The 19,125-nt window shown below is 67.8% G+C and carries 15 protein-coding genes; 6 read left to right on the forward strand and 9 right to left on the reverse strand.

Going from position 1 to position 19,125, the window contains the following annotated elements:
• The first annotated feature begins 24 nt into the window (after positions 1-24).
• Genes AC07O3_RS11585 through AC07O3_RS11595 form a run of 3 tightly spaced genes read left to right on the forward strand, consistent with a single transcriptional unit; the run spans position 25 to position 2,524 of the window.
• Positions 25-606: a Maf family nucleotide pyrophosphatase gene (locus tag AC07O3_RS11585; protein ID WP_093049404.1), complete on the forward strand. Its 582-nt coding sequence runs from the start codon at positions 25-27 to the stop codon at positions 604-606.
• Positions 603-1,370: an SAM-dependent methyltransferase gene (locus AC07O3_RS11590; RefSeq protein ID WP_495339361.1), complete on the forward strand. Its 768-nt coding sequence runs from the start codon at positions 603-605 to the stop codon at positions 1,368-1,370. Before AC07O3_RS11585 ends, AC07O3_RS11590 begins: the two co-directional genes overlap by 4 nt.
• A gap of 2 nt (positions 1,371-1,372) precedes the next feature.
• Entirely contained in the window at positions 1,373-2,524 is a 1,152-nt protein-coding gene (locus tag AC07O3_RS11595) for an MFS transporter (RefSeq protein ID WP_495339362.1), read from the forward strand.
• Positions 2,525-2,528: 4 nt separating this feature from the next.
• On the opposite strand, the gene AC07O3_RS11600 is transcribed toward AC07O3_RS11595, so the two are convergent.
• From AC07O3_RS11600 to AC07O3_RS11615, 4 genes are read right to left on the reverse strand one after another with little or no spacing between them, the layout of a single operon-like run.
• The gene (locus AC07O3_RS11600; protein ID WP_093049395.1) at positions 2,529-3,545 is read right to left on the reverse strand and encodes a S49 family peptidase; all 1,017 of its coding nucleotides are present in this window, start codon (positions 3,543-3,545) and stop codon (positions 2,529-2,531) included.
• 1 nt (position 3,546) lies between these two features.
• Positions 3,547-3,918: a Rieske (2Fe-2S) protein gene (locus tag AC07O3_RS11605; RefSeq protein WP_093075602.1), complete on the reverse strand. Its 372-nt coding sequence runs from the start codon at positions 3,916-3,918 to the stop codon at positions 3,547-3,549.
• 12 nt (positions 3,919-3,930) lie between these two features.
• Positions 3,931-4,602, reverse strand: coding sequence for an HAD family hydrolase (locus tag AC07O3_RS11610; RefSeq protein ID WP_495339363.1), 672 nt, complete (start codon positions 4,600-4,602; stop codon positions 3,931-3,933).
• Positions 4,595-5,695: an RluA family pseudouridine synthase gene (locus AC07O3_RS11615; RefSeq protein ID WP_097200871.1), complete on the reverse strand. Its 1,101-nt coding sequence runs from the start codon at positions 5,693-5,695 to the stop codon at positions 4,595-4,597. Before AC07O3_RS11615 ends, AC07O3_RS11610 begins: the two co-directional genes overlap by 8 nt.
• A gap of 562 nt (positions 5,696-6,257) precedes the next feature.
• On the opposite strand from AC07O3_RS11615, the gene AC07O3_RS11620 reads away from it, so the two are divergent.
• Positions 6,258-9,455, forward strand: coding sequence for an Rne/Rng family ribonuclease (locus tag AC07O3_RS11620; protein WP_495339364.1), 3,198 nt, complete (start codon positions 6,258-6,260; stop codon positions 9,453-9,455).
• Positions 9,456-9,501: 46 nt separating this feature from the next.
• Here AC07O3_RS11620 and AC07O3_RS11625 read toward each other — a convergent pair whose 3' ends face one another.
• Positions 9,502-10,368, reverse strand: a complete 867-nt coding sequence (locus tag AC07O3_RS11625; RefSeq protein WP_093049383.1) for a LysR family transcriptional regulator — start codon at positions 10,366-10,368, stop codon at positions 9,502-9,504.
• Positions 10,369-10,490: 122 nt separating this feature from the next.
• Between AC07O3_RS11625 and AC07O3_RS11630 the strand changes: the two genes are divergently transcribed.
• On the forward strand, positions 10,491-12,056 hold the full coding sequence (locus tag AC07O3_RS11630; protein ID WP_495339365.1) for an MFS transporter: 1,566 nt from the start codon (positions 10,491-10,493) through the stop codon (positions 12,054-12,056).
• A 6-nt stretch (positions 12,057-12,062) separates the two neighbouring features.
• Here AC07O3_RS11630 and AC07O3_RS11635 read toward each other — a convergent pair whose 3' ends face one another.
• From AC07O3_RS11635 to hemC, 4 genes are read right to left on the reverse strand one after another with little or no spacing between them, the layout of a single operon-like run.
• On the reverse strand, positions 12,063-13,346 hold the full coding sequence (locus AC07O3_RS11635) for a heme biosynthesis protein HemY (protein ID WP_093049378.1): 1,284 nt from the start codon (positions 13,344-13,346) through the stop codon (positions 12,063-12,065).
• 6 nt (positions 13,347-13,352) lie between these two features.
• Positions 13,353-14,453 (reverse strand): uroporphyrinogen-III C-methyltransferase, encoded by a 1,101-nt coding sequence (locus tag AC07O3_RS11640; RefSeq protein ID WP_495339366.1) that lies wholly within the window; start codon positions 14,451-14,453, stop codon positions 13,353-13,355.
• A complete protein-coding gene (locus AC07O3_RS11645; protein WP_495339367.1) occupies positions 14,450-15,223 on the reverse strand; it encodes a uroporphyrinogen-III synthase in 774 nt (257 codons plus the stop codon). Before AC07O3_RS11645 ends, AC07O3_RS11640 begins: the two co-directional genes overlap by 4 nt.
• 16 nt (positions 15,224-15,239) lie before the next feature.
• Positions 15,240-16,145: a hydroxymethylbilane synthase gene (hemC, locus tag AC07O3_RS11650; protein WP_256328816.1), complete on the reverse strand. Its 906-nt coding sequence runs from the start codon at positions 16,143-16,145 to the stop codon at positions 15,240-15,242.
• A gap of 112 nt (positions 16,146-16,257) precedes the next feature.
• Between hemC and ppc the strand changes: the two genes are divergently transcribed.
• Positions 16,258-19,101 (forward strand): phosphoenolpyruvate carboxylase, encoded by a 2,844-nt coding sequence (gene ppc / locus AC07O3_RS11655; protein WP_495339368.1) that lies wholly within the window; start codon positions 16,258-16,260, stop codon positions 19,099-19,101.
• The last annotated feature ends 24 nt before the right edge of the window (positions 19,102-19,125 follow it).

A 19,125-nucleotide genomic window follows, 5' to 3' on the forward strand; every position in this document is an offset into this window, starting at 1 on the left:
GGCGGCTCACGCACAATCGTCACCATGCAACGCACCGTGATCCTCGCCTCGACCTCGCGCTACCGCCGCGAACTGCTCACCCGCCTGCGCCTGCCCTTCGATGTGCACTCGCCGGAAGTCGACGAAACGCCCCAGACCGGCGAAACGCCGCATGACCTGGCCGTGCGCCTCGCGCTGGAAAAGGCCAACGCCGTGGCCACCCGCTTCCCAGAAGCCGTGGTCATCGGTTCGGACCAGGTAGCCGACCTGGCCGGCGAGGCGCTGGGCAAGCCCGGCGACCATGCCCGCGCCACCGCCCAATTGCGCCGCATGCGCGGCCAGACGCTGATCTTCCAGACGGCCGTGGCCGTCGTCTGCAAGGCCACCGGCTTCGTCCAGCGCGACATCGCGCCCGTGCGCGTGGTGTTCCGCGACCTCAGCGACGCCGCCATCGAACACTATCTGCAGGCCGAGCAGCCCTATGACTGCGCCGGCAGCGCCAAGAGCGAAGGCCTCGGCATCGCGCTGCTGAGTGCCATCGACAGCGACGACCCGACCGCACTGGTCGGCCTGCCGCTGATCCGCACCTGCCAGATGCTGCGCGCCGCGGGGGTCGATCTGCTGTGACACAACAAAAAGGCAAGCTCTACCTCGTTCCCGCGCCGCTCGACTTCGGCTGCGACGTGCAAGCCCCGCTGCAAGACGCCCTCCCGCTGGGCACGCTGCAAACAGCCGCCGGCATCACCCACTGGATCTGCGAGAACGCGAAATCCGCGCGTGCCTACCTGAAGCGCATCGACGAAGTGACGCCACTGGCCGCTGCGCTGCAGGCGCAGAACATCCAGGAACTACCACGCGAAGTGCACAAGAAAGGCGATCACGCAGGCCAGTTCGACGCCCGCCCCCTGCTGGCCGCTGCGCTCGAAGGCCATGACATCGGCCTGTTGAGCGAGGCAGGCATGCCAGCGGTGGCCGACCCGGGCTCCTCGGTGGCGCGCGCCGCGCACGACCTGGGCCTTACCGTGGTGCCGCTGACCGGCCCGGTCTCGTTGCTGCTCGCACTGGCCGCGAGCGGACTCAACGGCCAGAACTTTGCCTTCGTCGGCTACCTGCCTCAGGACGCCAGCGAGCGCCAGACCCGCATCCGCGAGCTCGAAGCGCTCGCGCTCAAGTCGGGCCAGACGCAGCTGTTCATCGAGACGCCCTATCGCAACGCCGCGCTGCTGCAGGCCCTCGTGCAGACCTTGCAGCACAACACCCGGCTCGCCGTGGCGCGCGGCCTGACGCTCGCCTCCGCCCACGTACGCAGCGAAACGGTCAAATCCTGGCGCGCCAAGCCACAAGCCACCACAGACGAACGCCTGCCCGCCGTGTTCGCGATCGGCCGCTGACGATGGTGGGTGTTACCGCAGCCACGCGCTGGGCATCGCGCGCGCAGTTCTTTGCCGCCGGCTTCATCTTCGCGACCTGGGGCGTGCATGTGCCCACGGTCAAGGCGCACTATGGCATCGACGAAGCCCAGCTCGGGCTGGCGATGCTCGCGGCCGGTGCCGGTGCGATGTTCGGCCTGACCAGTGCAGGCCGCTGGATCGGCCGCCACGGCCCGCGCCGTGTGGCCAGCATCTGCGGCTGCATTTATGCACTGCTGCTGGCCGGCCTGATCGCGATGCCCGGCTATGCCGCGCTGCTGGTTCTGCTGGCGGCTTTCGGCCTCGTGACCAGCGTGTTCGACGTCTCGATCAACACCGAAGCCGCCCAACTCGAACTGCACGGCGACACGCCCCTGATGAGCGGCATGCACGGCATGTTCAGCCTGGGCGGCATGGCCGGCGCCGCGAGCGGCAGCGCCGCGCTGGCGGCCGGGCTCGGCGCGCAGGCGCACCTGCTGCTGGTCTCGGCCGCGATGGTGCTGCTCGTTGCCGTAGCCTCGACACGCATGCTGCCCCGCCCCGCCACCAGCGGCGCCACCGAGGCCGATCACGGCTTCCTGCTGCCCCGCGGCACGCTCGCGGTGCTGGGCGTGCTCGCCGCACTGGGTCTGATCGCCGAAGGCGCGATCTACGACTGGAGCGTTCTCTATATGCAGCAGGAGATCGGCAGCCCGCAGCAACAGGCCGCTCTGGCATATGCGAGCTTCTCGGCCGCGATGGCCGCGGCGCGCTTCGGCGGCGACGCGCTGCGCGCCCGCTTCTCGCCGGGCACGCTGCTGCTCGGCAGCGGCCTGCTGGCCGCGGCGTCGATGGCGCTGGTGCTCATCACCGACCTGCCCTGGCTGGCGCTGGTCGGCTTCGCGGGCGTAGGGGTCGGCTTTGCGAACGTGGTGCCGATCCTGTTCTCGGCCTCGGCGAAAGTTCCGGGCATCGAGCCCGCACGCGGCATCGCGTCGGTCTCGGCCCTGGCCTATCTGGGGTTCATGGCAGGCCCGGCAGTGATCGGGCTGCTGGCGCGGGCGACCTCGCTGACCGCCGCGCTCTATGTCGTCGTGGTCTTCGCCGCGGCGCTGGCGGCATCTGCGCGATACACCGCCAGCGGCGAAAACAAATAAGAGATCAGCGCAGGGCCGGCGCGGTGTGCATCAGCCGCACCGTGGTTTCAGCCATCGCCGCGCCGAACTTCTTGGCCAGCTTCTCGGCCACGTTGTCGCGCCGCGTGTAGTCGATCACCTCTTCGGCCTTGATCACTTCGCGCGCCACGTAGTCGACATTGCCCAGCTGGTCGGCCAGGCCGTATTCGACGGCTTGCTCGCCGCTCCAGAACAGGCCGCTGAACAAGCCGGGGGTGTCGAGCTTCAGGCGGTCGCCACGGCCAGCCTTCACCACATTGATGAACTGCGTGTGGATCTGGTTGAGCATCGTCTGCGCGTGCGCGCGCTGCGCATCGCTCATCGGGCTGAACGGATCGAGGAAGCCCTTGTTCTCGCCGGCGGTCAGCAAGCGGCGCTCGACGCCGACCTTCTCCATCACGCCGGTGAAGCCGAAGCCGTCCATCAGCACGCCGATGCTGCCGACGATGCTGGCCTTGTCGACATATATCTTGTCTGCGGCGGCGGCAATGTAATAGGCGGCCGAGGCGCAGGTCTCCTCGACCACGGCATAGACCGGCTTCTTGTACTTGGCCTTCAGGCGCTTGATCTCGTCGTTGATGATGCCGGCCTGCACCGGGCTGCCGCCGGGCGAGTTGATCAGCAGGACCACGCCCTTGGCGCCTTCGTCCTCGAAGGCCGTCTTCATCGCGGCGACCACGAACTCCGCGCTCGCATCCCCGCCATTGGCGATTTCGCCCTTGATCTCGACGACGGCGGTGTGCGCCGTGGTCTTGGCCGTGCTCGGCGCGCTGCGCGAGAGCGCGAACCACGCCAGGAAGACGAAGAAGGCAAGCCAGGACAGACGCACGAAGGTCTTCCAGCGGCGCGTGGCCTTCTGTTCGTTCAACGAAGCGAAGGCGAGCTTTTCGAGGGTGGCGCGCTCCCAACCGGGGCGCTGCGTGGGATCTTTGGCCATATTCGTGGGAGGGGCCGGCTCAAATGGTTCGAACCCGGCGGGTTCCGTTCGGTTCGGGTCGGTCATGTCAGAAGGTCAGGGGGTGAAGGTTCCAGCCAGTATGCCAGTGCACTACGCCGTCATGCTCGCTCAAGGCGATCTTCACGAGGCCGCCGCGGCACGGCCCGCCCGCGCATTCGCCGGTGTCGGGCTTGTAGACCGCGCCGTGCGTCGCGCACAGCAGCCACTGGCCGGTGTCGTCGAAGAAGCGGTCGGGCTGGAAGTCGAGTTCCATCGCGACGTGGCTGCACCGGTTGAGAAACGCATGCGGCTGCCCCTCGAAACGTATCGCGAAGGCGCGGCAGGTTTCTCCGCCATAGACCACGTCGAAGGGCACGGCCAGGCTGCCTTCGACCAGGTCCGCGGCATTGCACAACGGGATGTGTTCTTCGTCGCTCATGGCAGGACTTTTTTAGGCGTTTCCGAGGAGCCACGCTTCGAGATCGGCCACCGAATGCGCAATGTGCAGCGGCTTGAATTCGTCGAAGCTGGCGGGTTCATGCGCGCCGTAGCTCACACCCACGTTGGCGCAGCCGGCGTTCTGCGCAAGCTGCAGGTCATGCGTGGTGTCGCCGATCATCAGGGTGCGTTCCGGCGGCACGTCGAGTTCTTCCATCAGCTCCAGCAGCATGCGCGGATGCGGCTTGCCGAAGGTTTCGTCGGCAGTGCGAGAGGCATCGAAGCGGTCGCGCAGCGCGACCGACTTGAGCGCCTCATTGAGGCCGCGGCGCGACTTGCCGGTGGCCACGGCCAGTTTGTGGCCGCGCGCGCGCAGGGCATCGAGCATCTGCAGCACGCCATCGAACAGCACGAGGTCGTCCTGGTGCTGAAGATAGTGGTGGCGGTAACGGGCGCCGAGCTCCGGGTACTTTTCTTTCGGCACGTCGGGCGCCGCACGCGCGAGCGCCTCGGCCAGGCCGAGGCCGATCACCCAGGCGGCGTCGTTCTCGCTTGGCTTGGCACCGCCGACGTCGATCACCGCGGCCTGGATGCAGCGCACGATCAGACGCGTGGAGTCATAGAGCGTGCCGTCCCAGTCGAAGGCAATCAGGTCGAAGCGAAGAGGTCTGGAAGAATCAGTCATGGGCCGTGGGAGTGGGGTGTTGGGCCAGTGCCTCGAGGGCAGCGGGCGGCATCAGCGCGTGCAGTTCGGGCGGCAGGTCGGCCTGCAGCGCCACGCGGTCGCCGCTGGCCGGATGGTTGAATTGCAGCCGCCAGGCGTGCAGGAACATGCGCTTGAGGCCGAGTTTCTGAAATGCGCGCTGGCGTTCGGACTCGCCGTACTTGTCGTCGCCGGCAATCGGATGCCCGGCCGAGGCGAGGTGCACGCGAATCTGATGCGTGCGCCCGGTCTTGATCGTCACTGCCAGCAACGACAGCGGCGCGGCATCGCCCGGCAGCGAGAGCCGCGCCAGCACCCGCACCAGCGTGACGGCGCGCATGGCGTCCGGATGGTCCTTGGCGACCACGCGCACGCGGCGCTCGCCGGCGCCAGCGCCGGAACCGTCGGGCAGCAAATACTTGGCCAGCGGCGCGTCGAGCACCTTCTTGTTGGCCGGCCAGGTGCCCTCGACCAGCGCCAGATAGGTCTTGCCGGTTTCGCGTTCGCGGAACTGGTCCTGCAGCGCGACCAGCGCGCTGCGCTTCTTGGCGACGAGCAGGATGCCGGAGGTCTCGCGGTCCAGCCGGTGCACCAGTTCCAGGAATTTGGCGGCGGGCCGGGCCGTGCGCAGTTGCTCGATCACGCCAAAGCTCACGCCGCTGCCGCCATGGACGGCCACGCCGGCCGGCTTGTCGATGGCCAGCACGGCTTCGTCTTCGAGCAGCACCGGAAATTCGCGCGCCGGTGCCGGCGGGGTGCCGCCCTCTTCAGCGCGCGGCGAGATGCGGATCGGTGGCAGCCGCAGCACGTCGCCCGCCTCGATACGGGTTTCGGCCTGCACCCGGCCCTTGTTGATGCGCACCTCGCCCGACCGGATGATCCGGTAGACGTGCGTCTTCGGAACGCCTTTCAGATGGCGGAAAAGGAAGTTGTCGAGCCGCTGCCCGGCAGATTCAGCGTCGACCGTGAGGAATGTGATGGCCGAATGCGGCGCCCCGGCTTCGCCTGGGGCTTTTTGGCCTGCGGGATTTGGAGCAGCCGCGGGGCCTTGCTTCGCACCTATAATGTTTTTCACCAGCGCGGTCATGTAAGTGCTTGATTAGACAGAAGTTTAGTCCACTGCCATCAAATACCCAGGACGGCGCTGTGAGGTCGATGCCGCTTTGGCGCCGAGCTGCAAACCCCGCGCAATTGCGCAAAGTGGCAGACCAGGCACCCAAGTCAAGCCGACACCCACGAAACACCGATACGGAATACCCAGCCTGCAGCTTCCAAGCTGCCGGCGGATCGAAGCGAGTCCCTTGTTGTGTTGATGCTGCTGATTCAAATGTGCCTGCGCTGGCCAACCTGGTTTCGACCAGTGGCCTCAGGCATTGAATCGTTGGCAGCGTGCGCCACTCTTGCGCAACCAGCTATCAAAAAGATAGCTGGCCAACACCGAATCTGGCTCGCGCCCATCCACGCGCCCCCACCCCGGCTGTCTTCTTGAGCTAACGCTCGAGAGGCCTGCTCGCGCCTGGCGCGGCAGTGAACAGCATCCGGGGCCCAAGCGGCAATTCCCTGGTTTCGCGGGCGTCGTCCGTGCATCGTTGGCCCATCAAGGGCCGGTAGAACGATACATATAAGGACAACGCATCATGAAGCGGATGCTGATCAATGCCACGCAGGCCGAAGAACGCCGCCTGGCCATCGTCGACGGGCAGAAACTGCTCGACTACGAAATCGAAATCGAAGGGCGCGAACAGCGCAAGGGCAACATCTACAAAGCCGTCGTGACGCGCGTCGAGCCCTCGCTCGAAGCCTGTTTCGTCGACTACGGCGAAGACCGCCACGGCTTCCTGCCGTTCAAGGAAATCTCCAAGCAATATTTCGCCGAGGGCGTGTCTGCAAGCCAGGCCCGCATCCAGGACGCGATCCGCGAAGGCCAGGAACTCACCGTCCAGGTCGAAAAAGAAGAACGCGGCAACAAGGGCGCGGCCCTCACCACCTTCATCTCGCTGGCCGGCCGCTACGTCGTGCTGATGCCGAACAACCCCCGTGGCGGTGGCGTTTCGCGCCGCATCGAGGGTGACGACCGCGCCGAACTCAAGGAGGCGATGGACCAGCTCGAGTACCCGAAGGGCATGAGCATCATCGCGCGCACCGCCGGCATCGGCCGCATCGCGTCCGAACTCCAGTGGGACCTGAACTACCTGCTCAAGCTCTGGACCGCCATCGACGGCGCGGCCAAGGGCGGCAAGGGTGCCTTCCTGATCTACCAGGAATCGTCGCTCGTCATCCGCGCCATCCGTGATTACTTCAATCACGACATCGGCGACATCCTGATCGACACCGACGACATCTACGACCAGGCGCAGCAGTTCATGGCGCACGTCATGCCCGAGCATGCCGCCCGCGTGAAGCGCTACCGCGACGACGCCGCCCTGTTCAGCCGCTTCCAGATCGAACACCAGATCGAATCGGCCTACGCCCGCACCGTGCAGCTGCCTTCGGGCGGCGCCATCGTGATCGACCACACCGAAGCACTGGTCTCGGTCGACGTGAACTCGGCCCGCGCCATCAAGGGCGGCGACATCGAAGAGACCGCCACCCGCACCAACCTCGAAGCCGCCGACGAAGTGGCCCGCCAGATGCGCCTGCGCGACCTGGGCGGCCTGATCGTCATCGACTTCATCGACATGGACGAGTCGAAGAACCGCCGCGAAGTCGAAAGCCGCCTGCGCGACGCGCTACGCCAGGACCGCGCCCGCGTGCAGTTCGGCTCGATCAGCAAGTTCGGCCTGATGGAAATGAGCCGCCAGCGCCTGAAGCCCGCGCTCTCCGAAGGCTCGTCGATCCCCTGCCCCCGCTGCGGCGGCTCGGGCCACATCCGCGACACCGAATCGAGCGCGCTGCAGATCCTGCGCATCATTCAGGAAGAGTCCATGAAGGACAACACGGCCGCCGTGCATGTGCAGGTGCCCGTGGAAGTCGCCTCGTTCCTGCTGAACGAAAAGCGCCCCGAAATCGCGAAGATCGAGCTCAAGCAGCGCGTCACCGTGCTGATGGTGCCCAACAAGACGCTCGAAACGCCGAACTACAAGCTCGAGCGCCTGAAGCACGACGATCCGCGCCTCGACCACATCGAAGCCAGCTACAAGATGGCCGACGAGATCGAAGACCCGACCTCGGTCACGCGCCGTTCGCAAGAGCCCACCAACAAGCAGACGCCGGTCATCAAGGGCGTGCTGCCCGATGCGCCCGCGCCCGTGGTGCCGCCCAAGCCCGAAGCAGTGCGTGCGCCTGTCGCAGCAGCACCCGCACCGGTCGCACCGCCCGTGGTGAGCGCACCGGTTCCGGCGCAGACCGGCTTCTTCGCCTGGATCAAGAACCTGTTCGGCGGCACGCCGGCCCCCGCTGCGGCGCCTGCGCCGTCCGCGATCCCGGTCGAGGCACCGAAGCCCCGTCGCGACGGCCGTCCTGGCCGCGACGGCGAAGCACGCGGCGGCGCACGTGACGGCGAACAGCGCCGTGGCGGCCGCGGCGGCGAAGGCCGCGGCGAGAACGGCGGACGCTCCGGCGGTCGCGACGGCGAACGCCGTGGCGGCCGTGGTGGTGAGCGCCGTGAAGGTCGCGAAGGCCGTGAAGGCCGCAGCAGCGAACTGCGCAACGACGCCGCCAACCAGCCGCGTGAACAACGCGAACCGCGCGAGCAGCGTGAACCCCGCGAGCCGCGTGAAGCGCGCGCACCGCGCGACGGCGAACAACGCCGCAACGGTCGTGGCGAGCGCCGCGAAGGCGAAGGCCGCGAAGGTCGCAACAACGCACCGGCCGAAGCACTCGACGGCAACGTCAACCTCGAAGCCCAGCAACTGGCGCCCGGTGCCGTTGCAGGCGACGAAGGCAACGCAGCGGAACGCGCACCCCGCGCCCGCGGCGAACGCCGTGAACGTGGAGAGCGCGGTGAACGTGGTGGCGAACGCAATGGCGCCGACAACAACGGCGCCCGCGAACGCAACAATGCCGAAGCCGGCGAAGGCGCCGCGCAAGGCGAGCAACGCCAGCCCCGCAACGGCCGCGACGAGCAGCGCGCACCGCGTGGCGAACGCAGCGACCGCAACGACGGCCGCCGCGAACGACGCAACGACGCGCCTCAAGCCGAAGCGGATGCACGCGGCGCCGAAGCCGCAGCAGCCGATGTCGATCAAGGCAGCGAAGCCAGCATCAACGGCAGTAACGAGCAGGCACCGCGCCGCGAAGGCGACGAGCGCCGCGGCCGTTCGCGTGACCGCTACGGCCGTGACCGCCGCGAACGCGGCCCGCGCGACGAAGCCGAAGCCACCGCCGAAGGCGCCGCAACGGAAGCCACGGGCGATGCACAGCAGCAAGCCCCGCAGCAGCAACTGCCGCTGGCGTCGGAACGCTTCGAAGCAGTCGAAGCCGCTGCGGCACCGGAAATCCGAGAACCCGTGGCAGCACCGCAGCAGGTCCGCGCTGAGCGCCCCGCGCCGGCACCGGCTGTCGTAGCAGCAGCTGCGCCGATCGTCGTCGAAAGCGCCAAGGCGCCTGTCGCCGCCAACGGCCGCGCACTGCCCAAGGTCCAGCCTTTCGAACTGCCGCTGAACGAGCTCGCGCAGATCGCCGAGAGCTCGGGCCTGCAGTGGGTCAATTCGGATGCCGAACGCATCGCGCAAGCACGCGCCGCCATCGAAGCCGAGCCGAAGCCGGTGCACGTGCCGCGCGAACGCCCGCCGGTGGTTGTGCTCGACGAGGGCCCGCTGGTGCTGGTCGAAACCCGCCGCGACCTCGGTTCGATGTCGCTGCCGTTCGAGCAAGAGCAGCAACGCAGCCTCTGAGCGACACACGCTCCCAAGTAAAAACGGCGCCAGTGGCGCCGTTTTTTTATGCCTTGTCGTGCGCCGGCAGTTCCGGCATCTCCAGGATCAGCTGGCCGAACCGGCAGGCGCATTCCGTCTTGCCGCCCTCGCTCCAGATCAGCGAAAAATCCACGTTCGGCAAAGGCGGCAGGCCATAGCGGCCGTCGACGATCTTCATGCCCGGCTCCACGTCCTCGCGCGTGAGCACCGTCACGGCCAGCCCCGCCAGCACGGCCGCGCGAATGCCATGCTGGCTCGCGGAGGTGAACACGACGTGCCAGTCGACCGGCGTCGCATCCAGCGCTGCGCCGGCCAGTTCACGGTTGACGCAGGGCTTCGGAAAGTACGCCAGCGGCAGCGACGCGCCGGCGGGCGGCTCGAAAGTCTCAGCCGCCACCCACACCAGTTGCGTGCGCCGCAAGCGCGTGCCCTCCTCGCAATCGGCCGGCGACATCACCACCGCGAGGTCGAGCTCGCCCGCCTTGATCATTGCGCGAAAGTCGAGGTGCATGCTCACGCTGACTTCCATGCGCGTGGCGGGGAACGAGCGCGCAAACTGCGAGAGCAGCGGCGGCAGCCGGTCGCCCATGAAGGTGTCCGGCGCGCCGAAGCGCACCACGCCCGAGATCAGCGAGGGCTGAAAGCGCCGCGTCATCGTGTCGAGCGTGTCGAGGATCTGCTGCGCATAGCGAAGGAAGTCTTCGCCGTCTTCCGTCACCGTGAGGCGGCGTGTCGTGCGATGCAACAGCGGCCGGCCCACCTGCTCTTCGAGCCGCCGGATCTGGTGGCTGATGGCCGACTGCGTCAGGTGCAGCCGCTGGGCGGCGCGCGTGAAGCCGCCGGTTTCCTTGACGGCCACGAAGGCTCGCAGCAGCGCAGGGTCGAAATCCATGGCAATCAACCAATCAATGATGAATCGTCATGGATTCTAGGAAATTAAATCATTTCCATCATGAAGAGGCCTTCCCCAGAATCGCCCGGACCTCTATGCCAAAGACTCCCGAAAGACTTCCGATGCCTCTCTCCCATACCGGCAAGAACCGGGTCGCGCTGGCCGCGATCTGCCTCATTGCCCTGATGTTCGGCCTGGAAATCTCCAGCGTGCCGGTCATTCTTCCCACGCTCGAACAGGCATTGCACGCCGACTTCAGCGACATGCAGTGGATCATGAACGCCTACACCATCGCCTGCACCACGGTATTGATGGCCGCGGGCACGCTGGCCGACCGCTACGGCCGCAAGCGCCTCCTCGTCGCCGGCGTGGTGCTCTTCGGCCTCACCTCGCTGGCCTGCGGGCTGGCGCAAAGCGCGCCGGTGCTGATCGTCGCGCGCTTCCTCCAGGGCCTGAGCGGCGGCGCGATGCTGATCTGCCAGCTCGCCGTGCTCTCGCACCAGTTCCAGGAAGGCAAGGAACGCAGCAAGGCCTTCGCCATCTGGGGCGTGGTCTTCGGCATGGGCCTGGGGTTCGGGCCGATCATCGGCGGTGCCATCGTGGCGCTGTCGAACTGGCAGTGGGTGTTCCTGGTCCATGTGCCGCTGGCGGCGGTGGCCGTTGCCCTGGTGTTCGGCAGCGTGGAAGAGTCGAGCGACCCCGATGCGCAAAAGCTCGACCTGCCTGGCATCGTCACGCTGTCGCTTGCGGTGCTGGGCCTGACGTACTTCATCACGCAGGGGCCGGGCCTCGGCTTTGCGAGCCCGCTGGCCATCGGCGTGATCGCGGCGTCGGCCGCGAGCTTCGCGCTCTTCCTGTGGGTGGAAAAGATCAACCCGCATCCGATGTTCGACTTCTCGGTCTTCAAGATTCGCAATTTCTCGGGTTCGATCATCGGCTCCATCGGCATGAACTTCAGCTTCTGGCCGTTCATGATCTACCTGCCCATCTACTTCCAGGGCGCGCTGGGCTACGACGCGGTCATGGCCGGCTCGGCACTGCTGGCCTACACGCTGCCCACGCTCGTGCTACCGCCGCTGGCCGAGCGGCTGTCGCTGCGCTACCGGCCCGGCGTGGTCATTCCCGCAGGGCTGTTCGTCATCGGGCTCGGCTTCATTGCAATGCGCTATGGCAGCGGCATGGTTCACGCGGGCTGGATGACGATGCTGCCCGGCTGCCTGCTGGCCGGCATCGGGCTGGGCCTGACCAACACGCCCGTCACCAACACCACCACCGGTTCGGTGCCGAGTTCGCGCGCGGGTATGGCCTCAGGCATGGACATGAGCGCGCGGCTGATCACGCTGGCCATCAACATCGCTCTAATGGGGTTCATCCTGCTCGAAGGCATTCATGCGCATCTGCGCGGCGCGTTGTCGGCATCGCTGGACGCAATGCAATTGCGCGCGCTGGCGGAAAAGATCGCGGCCGGCAACTTCGCATCGCTTGCCGAAGGCTTTCCGGCGCTGTCGCAGGCGGACCCGTCCGGCGCCGTCGTGCATGCGGCGCTGGTGAGCAGCTTCGGGCTGGTGATGCTCTACGGGGGAGTCGGCGTCTGGGTGCTGGCCGGCGTCAGTCTGCTGATCTTCGGCGGCGGCAAGCCGATGGCGAAGCGGTCATCGGGCCTGAACGCTGAGAGGTCCTGCCCCTGAAAACGCTCAGCTGTTCTCGATCTGCGCCGCGCGCTTCCACGCCTCGGCGGCTTGCTCGGCATCGTCGCGGTCTTCGGCCAATTGGGCCAGCGCGAGCCAGGCGCGACGGTACAGATCGGTGTCCTGCAGCCCAAGGCCGGCCTGCGTCAACAGCTGCTGGGCCTTGCCCCACAGCTGGCGCTTCATGCAGGCCATGCCCGCGAGGTACTGAAGGTTCGGGTCGCGCGGGTTGTTGCGCTGCGCGCTTTCGATGCGCGCCAGCCAGTCGGCATCGACCGAGTCGAGCCCCGCTTCGAGCGCACGCGCCAGCTTGACGCGCAGCGCATCGCCGAGCGCGCGTGGGTTGGCCACCATGCGCTCCCAGGCCGGCAGCAGCCAGCCGCGGGCCAGAGCAAGGTCGCCACGCAGCGCGACCATGCGTTGGGCCGCGTGAATCGCCACTTCGGGCATGTCGCGCTCGTTGGCATCGAGCTCAGTCCACGCGCGAAGCAGCTGTGCCGGATCGTGTGCGCCCGTCAGCAGCTCGGTCGCCAGCCCACGCACGATGCTCTGTGCCGCGGCGTCAGAGAAGGCGCGGTGCTTGGCCAGCAGGCGCGCGGTTTCGAGCGCTTCGAGCGTGCGGCGATCCTGCCGTGCCGCCTTGAGCCGCAGGCGCAGTGCGAGCGTGCGGCGCTGTGCGCCTTGCGGCAGTTCTTCGAGCCGCGCGAGCGCTGCGGCCGCGTCGCGGTCTTCGAGCGCCCAACGCGCCGCGCGCAGTTGCACGCCTTCGCGCGTCTCCGGGCTGGCGAGCACGGCGCGGTCGGCGCTTTCGTTGAGGGCCTGCTGCAGATGGGCGTCGCGTGCTGGCTTGTCTTGCAGGGCCTGTGCGCTCTCGGCCGCCAGCAGGTGCGACAGCACGCGCACCTGCTGCGCCTGCGGCAGGCTGGCGCCGAGCGCCGACAGCGTTTTCTCCTGCGTGAGCGCGGCCTGCGCGGCCTTGCGTGCACGCGAGAAGCGACCCGAGATCAGCTGCACCATCGCATCGAGCAGGGCTGCATGCAGCGTGCGCTCCTTCTGCTGCAGCCGCCACTGGCGCGCCTGCGTCGGCAGCGAGAACAGTGCTGCCAGTGCCCGCAAAGCCACGTGCATCAGCACGAAGGCCACCAGCAGGATCACGAGCACGAGGTTCAGCGACAGGTCGACACGCCAGGGCGGCCAGAACACGGTGATCGTGCCCTGGTTGTTGCCTGCGAAAAGAGCGACTGCTGCTGCAACAGCGAACAGCGCGAGGAGCCAGATTGCGGCGCGCATGTCCGATCAGCGTCCTGCTGCGGCGGTGGCCAGTGCCGCGAGCGTGTCGTCGATGCGGACCGGCTCGGACGTCTTCACCAGCGCCTGCAGCTGCTGCAGCTGCGTGGCGGCGGCCTGGGTGCGGCGCGATGCGGGATCGAAATAGCGGTTGAGCGAGGTAGTTACCTGCGACAGCTCGCCGCGCGTGGCCTCCATCTGCCGCGACAGCAGCGACAGGCGCGCATTGAGCAGCTTGAGCTTCAGGTTCTCGCGCAGGAAGTAAGACTGCTCGGGCGCCAACAGGATCGCCTCCGGGCTCTGGATGCGGCCGACGCGCACCAGCGAGCGTGCCTCGCCGCGCACGGTGAGCAGCACGCGGCGCCACCACGGCGCGTCGGCGGGAATCGGCTCGGGCTGCCAGGCGTTGGTGCCGGTGCCGCGCACGGCAACGGCGTTGAGCGTGGGCAGGTCGTCCACGCCGCGCATCAGTTCGTCGAGCTTCTGCAGCGCTTCGGCGCTGTCGGTGCTTGCGGTGCTGCGCAGGCGGTCGGCATCGCGCTGCATGGCACGCTGCAGTGGCGTCAGCCGCGGCTGCGCGGCTCGCGCGATGCGCACGTCGCCGGCCTTCAGCGCAGCCAGCAGCGGCTCGACGCTGCCGGTGACCTGTGCCTGCTGCAGGGCAAGGCGCACGGCCGACTCGATGTCGACCACGAGGTTCTCGTCGCGCGAACGCGAGAGGCTTTGAATGAGTTCTTCGAGCTGCGAGCGCTGCAGCGCGACTTCAGCCACGCGGGTTTCGACCAGAGCCACGCGGGCCGAGGCCTCGCGCACGGTGTCGCTTGCCTGGCGGGCCAGCGTGCGCGCCTCCATCGATTGCGCGATGGCATCGGCACTCTGGCGTGCCAGCTGCTCCTTCATGCCGCCGACCTTTTGCCACAGCGCGATCGTCATCAGCAAGGCGGCCAGCGCCACGAGGGCCACGAGGCCGAATGCGATGCGAGAGAGGATCAGCGCCCCTGCTGCCTGTGCGGCCGGCGTCTGGTGCGGTGCCAGCGTGGCGGGCACCGGCGCCGTGGCAGCGGTTGGGGAAGGAGAGGAAAAATCGTCTGACGGGGACGCGGCGCTCATGCCAAGGATTCTATAGACGCGATCAGCGCATCCCGCAGTGGTGTGCATACACGCAACGCCCCGAAACCCGCGGCCCGCGCGGCTTCGCCGATTCGTGCATGCGTGGCGACCGCACTCGCGGCGTGCCATTGCACACCGGGCATCGCGCGCTGCAGATTGCCGATGGCCTCTGAGCTGCTGAAGAGCCAGATCGCGCGGCCTTCGGCGCCGTCGATGGCCAGCCGACGTTGTACGACGTCCAGCGACGGCGGCAACCGGCGGTAGGCCACCACGGTGTCGCGATGGCCGCCCGCGACATCGATTTCATTGGCGAGCCAGTCGCGCCCTGTGGGGTGCCCGGCTTCGTCGCCGCCGCGCACGATCAGCACGCGCACGCCGGCAGACACCTGGGCCTGCACCCGCTCCCACAGCGCTTCGGAGTCGAAACGCGTGGCCTCGGGAGGCGGTGCGTCGATGAGTTCCAGCGGCACGCCGGCGCGAAGCAAGGCGCGCGTGGTGCCTGGGCCCGTGGCCCAGAAGCGGCGCCCTGCCAGCGTATCGGCGGCGTTCTTGTGCTGGAAGAAATGCTCGACGGCCGTGGCGCTCACGAACATCAGCGCCGCGTAATTCACCAACTGCCGCCACGCCGTGCGCAGCGGTTCGGCATCGGCCACTGGCGCGATCACGATGAGCGGCAGCGCCACCGCATCGAGCCCCGCGGCGCGCAGGTCACTCACCCATTGCGCCGCCTCGCGCGCCGGCCGCGTGACGATGACGGGGCGGGCGGTCATACGATGACCACCGATCTCAGTGGGCCCCGGCGTCGCGCAGCAGCGCCGCGGCGCGCTCGCCGAGCGCATCGGCCTGCGCGAAATCGCCGGCCTGCGCCAGCGCATGCACCTTCACCAGCGGCGCGTTGCCCTCCGGATCGCCCCAAGCGGCGTCGATGCGCAGCGCGCCGTCGGCCTGCCAGCGTGCATGAGCCGCCAGCGGCATGGAGCAGCTGCCGCCCATCGCGCGACTCACAGCGCGCTCGGCGGCGGTGGAAAGCCAGTCGCCCTGGTGGGCCAGCGAGCGCAGCAGTTCGATGAGTTCGGCACGGTCCGCGCGCACCTCGATGCCCAATGCGCCCTGCCCGGCGGCCGGCAGCATGGTGTCGGGATCGAAGGCCACGCGGATGCGGCTTTCCAGCCCCAGCCGCTTGAGCCCGGCCGCCGCCAGCACGATGGCGTCGTACTGCCCTTCGTCGAGCTTGCGCAGGCGGGTATCGAGGTTGCCGCGCAGCGGTTCGATGCGCAGGTCGGGCCGCAGCGCGCGCAGCAGCACCACGCGGCGCAGGCTCGAAGTGCCGACCACCGCACCCTGCGGCAGCGCGTCGAGCGATTCATAGCGGGGGGAGACGAGCGCGTCGCGCGGGTCTTCGCGCTCCAGCACGCAGGCCAGCGCGAAGCCTTCGGGCAGGTCCATCGGCACGTCTTTCAGCGAATGGACGGCGATGTCGGCGCGCCCTTCTTCGAGCGCGAGTTCGAGCTCTTTCACGAAGAGCCCCTTGCCGCCCACCTTGCTGAGCGTGCGGTCGAGGATCTGGTCGCCGGTGGTCGTCAGGCCGAGCAGGCTGACCGTATGGCCCTTTTCTTGCAAAAGCGCCCGGACGTGTTCGGCTTGCCACAGTGCCAGGCGGCTTTCGCGCGTGGCGATCACGATATTGCTCAAGACCGGTTCCAAAAGTACATGTTCTAAACCGCCGGAATGCTAGCATGTTGCGCCGCAACAACGCAGGCGGCGCATCCATTCAAGAAGTCAAAAAGTCCAGGACAAACATCGAATGAAAGCCAGCAAGACCCCTGCTCCCCCCAAGCGCCGCCAGACCGAAGACCAGCCACTGATCGACGACATCCGGCTGCTGGGCCGGATCCTCGGCGACGTGATCCGGGAGCAGGAAGGAGACGAAACCTACGCGCTGGTCGAAAAGATCCGCACCTTGTCCGTGGCTTTCCGCCGCGATGCCGACCACGCCGCCGACCGCGCGCTGAAGAACCTGCTCAAGGGCCTGAGCGCGGCCGAAACGGTGCGCGTGATTCGCGCCTTCACCTACTTCAGCCACCTGGCCAACCTCGCGGAAGACCGCCACCAGATCCGCCGCCGCACGGAAACGGAACGCGCCGGCGAAAGCGTCGAAGGCGACCTGCAGACCGCACTCGCGCGCATCCGCAAGGCCGGCGTGAAGCCCGACGACATCGTCGCCTCGCTGGCCCACAGCTACGTTTCGCCGGTGCTCACCGCGCACCCGACCGAAGTGCAGCGCAAGAGCATCCTCGATGCCGAGCGCGCCATCGCGCAACTGCTCACCGTGCGCGACGAGATCAGGCTGCGCCAGAGCGCCTATGCGGGCGGCAAGGACGCGCTCTCGCCGCTCGAATTTGCCGAGAACGAAACGCAGATGCGCACCCGCGTCACGCAGATCTGGCAGACGCGCATCCTGCGCTTTTCCAAGCTCACCGTGGCCGACGAAATCGAGAACTCGCTGAGCTACTACGAAGCCACCTTCCTGCGCGAGATTCCGCGCGTCTACGCCGACCTCGAAAAAGCCCTCGCCCAGGGTGGCCACACGCCATCGGTCGCGCCCTTCCTGCGCATGGGCCAGTGGATCGGCGGCGACCGCGACGGCAACCCCAACGTCACCGCCCAGACGCTCGAATACGCCCTGGGCCGCCAGTGCGAGCTGGCGCTGCGCCACTACCTCACCGAAGTGCACTACCTGGGCGGCGAGCTGTCGCTGTCGGCCACGCTGGTCGATGTGACGGTCGAGATGCAGGCGCTGGCCGAACGCTCGCCCGACACCAACGAGCACCGCAAGGACGAGCCCTACCGCCGCGCCCTCACCGGTGTGTATGCGCGCCTTGCGGCCACGCTGCGCGAGCTCACCGGCGGCGAGGCCGCGCGCCACGCCGTCGCGCCGCAGAACCCGTACGCCACGGCCGAAGAGTTCCTGGCCGACCTGCGCACCGTGGCCGAATCGCTCGAAGAAAAGCACGGCACCGTGCTTGCCGCGCCGCGCCTGCTGCCGCTGATTCGCGCGGTAGAAGTGTTCGGCTTTCACCTGGCCACGGTCGACCTGCGCCAGAGCTCCGACAAGCACGAGGCGGTGATCGCCGAGCTGCTGGCCACCGCGCGCATCGAGCCCTCGTATGCATCGCTCGCCGAAGAGGCCAAGCAGACGCTGCTGCTCAGGTTGCTCGACGACGCCCGCCCGCTGCGCGTGCCCGACGCCGACTACTCGCCGCTTGCGAAGAGCGAGCTGGCCATCTTCGCCGCCGCCCGCGTTTCGCGTGCGCGCTATGGCGCCGCGGCCATCCGCCACTACATCATCAGCCACACCGAAACGGTGAGCGACCTGCTCGAAGCACTGCTGCTGCAAAAAGAAGTGGGCCTGCTGCGCGGCGCGATGGACAGCAACGCGACCTGCGACCTGATCGTGGTGCCGCTGTTCGAAACCATCGAAGACCTGCGCAACGCCGCGCCCATCGTGCGCGCCTTCTATGCGCTGCCGAACATCCAGGCGCTCGTCGAACGCTCGGGCGCCGAGCAGGACGTGATGCTCGGCTACAGCGACAGCAACAAGGACGGCGGCATCTTCACCAGCAACTGGGAGCTGTACCGCGCGGGCATCGCGCTGGTGTCGCTGTTCGACGAGCTCAACAAGAAGAAGGCCAACCCCATTCGCCTGCGCATGTTCCATGGCCGCGGCGGCACCGTGGGACGCGGCGGCGGCCCGAGCTACCAGGCCATCCTCGCGCAGCCGCCCGGCACGGTGCGCGGCCAGATCCGCCTGACCGAGCAGGGCGAAGTCATCGGCTCGAAGTACGCCAACCGCGAGATCGGCCGGCGCAACCTCGAAACGCTGGTGGCTGCCACGCTCGAAGCCACGCTGCTGCCGCAGGGCAAGTCGGCGCCCGCCACCTTTCTCTCGGCTGCGGGCGAACTGTCGACCGCCAGCATGGCCGCGTACCGCAAGCTGGTCTACGAAACCCCGGGCTTCGGCGACTATTTCTTCGGCTCCACGCCGATCCGCGAAATTGCCGAGCTCAACATCGGCTCGCGCCCCGCCTCGCGCAACCCCAGCCACAAGATCGACGACCTGCGCGCGGTGCCGTGGAGCTTCAGCTGGGGCCAGTGCCGCCTCACCATTCCTGGCTGGTTCGGCTTCGGCTCGGGCGTCGAACAGTTCCTCGCCGCAGCGGGCACGGCTGCGGGGAAGAAGGAGCGCCAGGCATTGCTGCAGCGCATGTACGAGCAGTGGCCCTTCTTCCGCACGCTGCTGTCGAACATGGACATGGTGCTGGCCAAGAGCGACCTCGCGCTGGCTTCGCGCTACGCCGAGCTGGTCACCGATCGCAAGCTGCGCCAGAAGGTGTTCTCGATGATCGATGCCGAATGGCACCGCACCTCCGACGCACTCACACTCATCACCGGCGCGAAGCAGCGGCTCGAAGGCAATGCCGAGATGCAGCGCTCGGTGCGCCACCGCTTTCCGTACATCGACGCGCTGCACCACCTGCAGGTCGAGCTGATGCGGCGCTACCGCGCGGGCGACGGCGGCGAGCGGCTGCAGCGCGGCATCCACATCTCGATCAACGGGGTGGCGGCGGGGCTGCGCAATACGGGCTGAGCACACCCATTCCGACCACGGCAA

The organism is Variovorax sp. GW821-FHT09D05 (genome assembly GCF_059416325.1).

Bases quoted from the DNA above. Each gene is read 5' to 3' on its own strand.
- AC07O3_RS11585 (WP_093049404.1), top strand. From the start codon at position 25: ATGCAACGCACCGTGATCCTCGCCTCGACCTCGCGCTACCGCCGCGAA.
- AC07O3_RS11595 (WP_495339362.1), top strand. From the start codon at position 1,373: ATGGTGGGTGTTACCGCAGCCACGCGCTGGGCATCGCGCGCGCAGTTC.
- AC07O3_RS11600 (WP_093049395.1), bottom strand. From the start codon at position 3,545: ATGACCGACCCGAACCGAACGGAACCCGCCGGGTTCGAACCATTTGAG.
- AC07O3_RS11605 (WP_093075602.1), bottom strand. From the start codon at position 3,918: ATGAGCGACGAAGAACACATCCCGTTGTGCAATGCCGCGGACCTGGTC.
- AC07O3_RS11610 (WP_495339363.1), bottom strand. From the start codon at position 4,602: ATGACTGATTCTTCCAGACCTCTTCGCTTCGACCTGATTGCCTTCGAC.
- AC07O3_RS11620 (WP_495339364.1), top strand. From the start codon at position 6,258: ATGAAGCGGATGCTGATCAATGCCACGCAGGCCGAAGAACGCCGCCTG.
- AC07O3_RS11625 (WP_093049383.1), bottom strand. From the start codon at position 10,368: ATGGATTTCGACCCTGCGCTGCTGCGAGCCTTCGTGGCCGTCAAGGAA.
- AC07O3_RS11630 (WP_495339365.1), top strand. From the start codon at position 10,491: ATGCCTCTCTCCCATACCGGCAAGAACCGGGTCGCGCTGGCCGCGATC.
- AC07O3_RS11635 (WP_093049378.1), bottom strand. From the start codon at position 13,346: ATGCGCGCCGCAATCTGGCTCCTCGCGCTGTTCGCTGTTGCAGCAGCA.
- AC07O3_RS11640 (WP_495339366.1), bottom strand. From the start codon at position 14,453: ATGAGCGCCGCGTCCCCGTCAGACGATTTTTCCTCTCCTTCCCCAACC.
- AC07O3_RS11645 (WP_495339367.1), bottom strand. From the start codon at position 15,223: ATGACCGCCCGCCCCGTCATCGTCACGCGGCCGGCGCGCGAGGCGGCG.
- ppc (WP_495339368.1), top strand. From the start codon at position 16,258: ATGAAAGCCAGCAAGACCCCTGCTCCCCCCAAGCGCCGCCAGACCGAA.